Genomic DNA, 2431 nt, shown 5'->3' with positions numbered 1-2431 from the left:
ACGGAATCACTGTTGTTTTCTCTTCCTGCGGGTACTGAGATGTTTCACTTCCCCGCGTTCCCTCCACGCACCCTATGTGTTCAGGTACGGGTCACCCGGTCACTCGCGCGCCGGGCGGGGTTTCCCCATTCGGACATCCTGGGATCACCGTTCGGTTATCAACTCCCCCAGGCTTATCGCAGATTCCCACGTCCTTCTTCGGCTCCTGATGCCAAGGCATCCACCGTGTGCTCTTAAAAACTTGACCACAAAGATCAAAATCAGCTATTCGAGAGAACCAGGACAACCAACCATCACAAGGACAGTTAGCCACCAGGTTCATCAAAAAAATTGCTTTAAGATGCTCGCGTCCACTATGTAGTTCTCAAACAACAACCCCGTCACCCCCACCCCCGCCACCCCAAACGGGACGGCCGGCGCGGCAAGCGCAGGAAACAAGAGGAACCAACTTCTTCCCTCTCCTCACATCGCTGCAAGAATAAGGTCCTGTTGCCTCAGGACCCAACAGTGTGCCAAAAGACATCCCCCGCGAAACCAACCACACACGTTCCAAACACCCCAAAAGGGCACCGTACTGACATGCGGCCAACCGCGAAAGACACCGAATCCGTTGATATTCCACCCATGAGCACCCGCCGGACAACAGACGCGTCCGCAACGGGCTTGCCCTGCAAACCACCCAACCCGCACTATGACAGGCCAGGACAGGTTCGAGGAAGCTCCTTAGAAAGGAGGTGATCCAGCCGCACCTTCCGGTACGGCTACCTTGTTACGACTTAGTCCCAATCGCCGGTCCCACCTTCGACGGCTCCCTCCCACAAGGGGTTAGGCCACCGGCTTCGGGTGTTACCAACTTTCGTGACTTGACGGGCGGTGTGTACAAGGCCCGGGAACGTATTCACCGCAGCGTTGCTGATCTGCGATTACTAGCGACTCCGACTTCATGGGGTCGAGTTGCAGACCCCAATCCGAACTGAGACCGGCTTTTTGGGATTAGCTCCACCTCACAGTATCGCAACCCATTGTACCGGCCATTGTAGCATGCGTGAAGCCCAAGACATAAGGGGCATGATGATTTGACGTCGTCCCCACCTTCCTCCGAGTTGACCCCGGCAGTCTCCCATGAGTCCCCGCCATTACGCGCTGGCAACATGGAACGAGGGTTGCGCTCGTTGCGGGACTTAACCCAACATCTCACGACACGAGCTGACGACAACCATGCACCACCTGTGAACCGGCCCCGAAGGGAAGGACTGTTTCCAGCCCGATCCGGCCCATGTCAAGCCTTGGTAAGGTTCTTCGCGTTGCATCGAATTAATCCGCATGCTCCGCCGCTTGTGCGGGCCCCCGTCAATTCCTTTGAGTTTTAGCCTTGCGGCCGTACTCCCCAGGCGGGGCACTTAATGCGTTAGCTACGGCGCGGAAAACGTGGAATGTCCCCCACACCTAGTGCCCAACGTTTACGGCATGGACTACCAGGGTATCTAATCCTGTTCGCTCCCCATGCTTTCGCTCCTCAGCGTCAGTTACAGCCCAGAGACCTGCCTTCGCCATCGGTGTTCCTCCTGATATCTGCGCATTTCACCGCTACACCAGGAATTCCAGTCTCCCCTACTGCACTCTAGTCTGCCCGTACCCACTGCAGACCCGGGGTTGAGCCCCGGGCTTTCACAGCAGACGCGACAAACCGCCTACGAGCTCTTTACGCCCAATAATTCCGGACAACGCTTGCGCCCTACGTATTACCGCGGCTGCTGGCACGTAGTTAGCCGGCGCTTCTTCTGCAGGTACCGTCACTTTCGCTTCTTCCCTGCTGAAAGAGGTTTACAACCCGAAGGCATTCATCCCTCACGCGGCGTCGCTGCATCAGGCTTTCGCCCATTGTGCAATATTCCCCACTGCTGCCTCCCGTAGGAGTCTGGGCCGTGTCTCAGTCCCAGTGTGGCCGGTCACCCTCTCAGGCCGGCTACCCGTCGTCGCCTTGGTAGGCCATTACCCCACCAACAAGCTGATAGGCCGCGAGTCCATCCATGACCGAAAAATCTTTCCACCCGCCACCATGCGGTGACAGGTCATATCCGGTATTAGACCCGGTTTCCCAGGCTTATCCCAGAGTCAAGGGCAGGTTACTCACGTGTTACTCACCCGTTCGCCACTAATCCCCGGTGCAAGCACCGGATCATCGTTCGACTTGCATGTGTTAAGCACGCCGCCAGCGTTCGTCCTGAGCCAGGATCAAACTCTCCGTTAATGTTTCAAACAGACACAGCACCAACGGCCGGGAAAACGACCGAAGACACTGCACTAAATTCAAACCAGGCTGATAAAACCGCGACACACCACAGGGGCGGCACGCCACGGCACTTTCAACCAATAAATAATTGGTATCAACAAACTTGGCACACTATTGAGTTCTCAAACAACAGGAGCA

Annotated in this window: 1 protein-coding gene and 2 rRNA genes; 1 reads left to right on the top strand and 2 read right to left on the bottom strand. The window is 56.4% G+C overall.

All coding sequences use genetic code 11. The features are described from left to right. Both AC5RUP_RS17205 and AC5RUP_RS17200 read right to left on the bottom strand, forming a co-directional pair. A 23S ribosomal RNA gene (locus tag AC5RUP_RS17205) occupies nucleotides 1–247 on the bottom strand; the annotation flags it as partial. 480 nt (nucleotides 248–727) lie between these two features. After that, nucleotides 728–2251: ribosomal RNA gene (locus AC5RUP_RS17200) — 16S ribosomal RNA — on the bottom strand. Here AC5RUP_RS17200 and AC5RUP_RS17195 point away from each other — a divergent pair. Further along, nucleotides 2251–2431, top strand: a 181-nt coding sequence (locus AC5RUP_RS17195; protein ID WP_494002654.1) for a hypothetical protein, incomplete at its 3' end; no start/stop codon positions are given. The two genes, AC5RUP_RS17200 and AC5RUP_RS17195, sit on opposite strands and share 1 nt — an antisense overlap.

The organism is Arthrobacter sp. Y3223151 (genome assembly GCF_059091125.1).
The sequence above is the reverse complement of the archived record's forward strand: the minus strand, read 5'-3'. Positions and strand labels throughout refer to the sequence as shown.